3 protein-coding genes are annotated in these 2,351 nt (G+C 72.1%); 1 reads left to right on the top strand and 2 read right to left on the bottom strand.

The annotated features are described in order from the left end of the window. Positions 1 to 217: 217 nt before the first annotated feature. Positions 218 to 973: an urease accessory protein gene (locus x551_RS21300; protein WP_036236446.1), complete on the top strand. Its 756-nt coding sequence runs from the start codon at positions 218 to 220 to the stop codon at positions 971 to 973. Positions 974 to 979: 6 nt separating this feature from the next. On the opposite strand, the gene x551_RS21295 is transcribed toward x551_RS21300, so the two are convergent. Both x551_RS21295 and x551_RS21290 read right to left on the bottom strand, forming a co-directional pair. Then, the gene (locus tag x551_RS21295) at positions 980 to 1,681 is read right to left on the bottom strand and encodes a type IV pili methyl-accepting chemotaxis transducer N-terminal domain-containing protein (RefSeq protein ID WP_081771444.1); all 702 of its coding nucleotides are present in this window, start codon (positions 1,679 to 1,681) and stop codon (positions 980 to 982) included. A gap of 119 nt (positions 1,682 to 1,800) precedes the next feature. Next, positions 1,801 to 2,268, bottom strand: a complete 468-nt coding sequence (locus tag x551_RS21290) for a nuclear transport factor 2 family protein (protein WP_051495969.1) — start codon at positions 2,266 to 2,268, stop codon at positions 1,801 to 1,803. Positions 2,269 to 2,351 lie beyond the last annotated feature (83 nt).

Raw genomic sequence — 2,351 nt, 5'->3', positions numbered from 1 at the left:
CGCGGCCGCCGCGGCAGCGCGCGGCGAAAGCGGGCCGGCCGTCGGCACGGCCATCCAGCGGCAGCGCATCGAGCCGTCGGCGCTGCGTTGGCCATCACGACCGGGCCCGTCGATTGAAGGGGCTCGTCGTTCCGCTGCGACTGCAGTCCCCTGCGCCGATCGCCGAGAATGCAGCCACCTCGCGCAGCCGCCTCATCGCTCTCGGATTTCCCGCCTCATGATCACCGGCACCGTGCTCCTGTTCGGCCTGCTGTTCGGCATGCAGCATGCGCTGGAGGCCGACCACCTGGCCGCCGTGGCCACGCTGGTCGCGCGCGAGAAGGACACCCGGCGCGCTGTCCGCCAGGGCGTGTTCTGGGGCCTGGGCCACACCCTCACGCTGCTGCTGTTCGGCGGTGTGGTGATGGTGATCGGCGTGGTGCTGTCCGAGCGCTGGGTGCACGGCCTCGAAGGCGCCGTCGGCGTGATGCTGGTGCTGCTGGGCCTGGACCTGCTGCGCCGGCTGTGGCGCGAGCGGGTGCACTTCCATGCCCACGTCCACGCGCCGGCGGAAGCGGCGGGGTCCGCCTCGCTCGACGGCGACGCCGCCCGTGCCGATGCCGCGCCGCATTTCCACGCGCACTCGCACCGCGGCGATACCGCGCCGCACGATCACCGCCAGCACCGGCACGAACACCGCCCGCTGCCGCTGCGCGCGCTGCTGGTCGGCATGGTGCACGGGCTGGCCGGCTCGGCCGCGCTGGTGCTGCTGACGCTGCAACAGGTGCGCGACCCCTGGGTCGGCCTGCTCTACGTCGTGTTGTTCGGCCTGGGCTCGGTGGTCGGCATGGCCGCGCTGTCCTGGACCGTGGCGCTGCCGATGCGCCTGACCGCCAGCCACCTCGGCCGCTACCACCGCGCGCTCAGCGTGATCGTGGCGCTGTTCAGCGTCGGGCTGGGCGTGCACGTCGTGGCCAGCCAGTGGCTGGCCTGAGCCGGCTCACGCCACCGAGCTGCGCATCGCCTCGCGCACCAGGCCGTCGAGCTTGCCGGTGATCTGCGTCAGTTCGGCCGACACCACCGCGAACTCCCGTCCCGAGTCGCCGGCCCGCGCCGCGATCACCTGCGCGTTGAACGACACGATGCGCGCCTGCTTCGCGATCGTCTCGATCTCGCCCATCACGCCCGCCAGCTGCTTCTTCACCGTCGCGGCCTGGCGTTTCGCCAGGTCCTCGTAGACCTGGGTCACGCGGTTCAGCACCGCCAGCAGCGGCGTGGCGCTCTCGACCAGCTGCTCCAGCAGGTCGGGCACCGCGCGGGTGCGCAGCGGGATGGCCTCCAGCACCCGCTCGGCCAGCTCGATGAAGCTTCGGATCACGCGGTCGGCGCCGGTCGCGCCGAAGTAGGCGTCGCGCAGTTCGTCGCAGTACAGGCCCGGCAGCGTGTCGTCGCCGTCCACCAGCGCCGCGTGGGCCTTGCGGAACACCGCCAGGGCCTCCGCGGACAACGCCAGCGCGCCGTCGCGGCCCTGCATCGCCAGCACCGCATACAGCACCACGCGCTGCGAGGTGAAGCGCCGCCGTCCGGACAGGTTGATCAGCGTGCCGTAGACCTCGCCCGACAGCCTCAGCGTCGCCGGGGCACCGGTCTGGGGCCGGGAGGGCGCACGTTCTGCGTGCGCCGTCATCAGACTCTGTGGCATCTTGCTCGGCTCGTGGCAGCCGCGTGGAAACGTTGCCCCGGGATAGCAGGGTCCGTACCAGCGGGCGCACGCCCCGGGCCCTGCAGGCCGGGGGCGTGCCATCCGGCACGGTGGCTGCCTCAGGCCGGCTTGCGCGGTGACGTGACGCGGTAGCCGCGCCCCGCGTAGTCGAAGTCGCCCAGCTCGAGCCGGGCGATGCCCTCGGCCTGCGGCGACGCGTAGAAGGCGCGGATCTCGCGGATCAGCCCCGAGGCGCGGTCGAACTCCACGCACTCGGCGCCGCGCAGCACCTTGTCCTGGTTCGTCTTGAAGTGCGTCCACTCGATCGCCGCCTCGGCCGTCTCGGCGTCGATCACCAGCGCATCGATCGTCCAGTACGAGCCCAGCGTCTCCACCGCCGTGCGCCAGCGGTGGGCGATCTGCGCAGCGCCCCGGAAGGCGCCGCCGTACATGCCGGCCGGGAAGTAGTGCACGGCCTCGGGCACGAAGCAGGCGATCATCTTCGCCTCGTCGGCCTCGTTGCAGCCGTCGTAGTAGGTGCGGATCACCTTCTCCATCGCGGCGCGGCTGAGGGTGGGGTGGCTCATGTCAGTCGCCCCCCCGCAGGTTCTGCACCTGGAACAGGCTGGGCGGGTTGAGCTTGGGATCGACCTGGCCCTTGAACTGGCCG

It is taken from the genome of Methylibium sp. T29 (assembly GCF_000576205.1).
GTDB lineage: Bacteria > Pseudomonadota > Gammaproteobacteria > Burkholderiales > Burkholderiaceae_C > Methylibium > Methylibium petroleiphilum.
The sequence above is the reverse complement of the archived record's forward strand: the minus strand, read 5'-3'. Positions and strand labels throughout refer to the sequence as shown.

Excerpts from the sequence above, each read along its gene's own strand:
- x551_RS21290 (WP_051495969.1), bottom strand. The coding sequence starts at position 2,268 with ATGAGCCACCCCACCCTCAGCCGCGCCGCGATGGAGAAGGTGATCCGC.
- x551_RS21300 (WP_036236446.1), top strand. The coding sequence starts at position 218 with ATGATCACCGGCACCGTGCTCCTGTTCGGCCTGCTGTTCGGCATGCAG.
- x551_RS21295 (WP_081771444.1), bottom strand. The coding sequence starts at position 1,681 with ATGCCACAGAGTCTGATGACGGCGCACGCAGAACGTGCGCCCTCCCGG.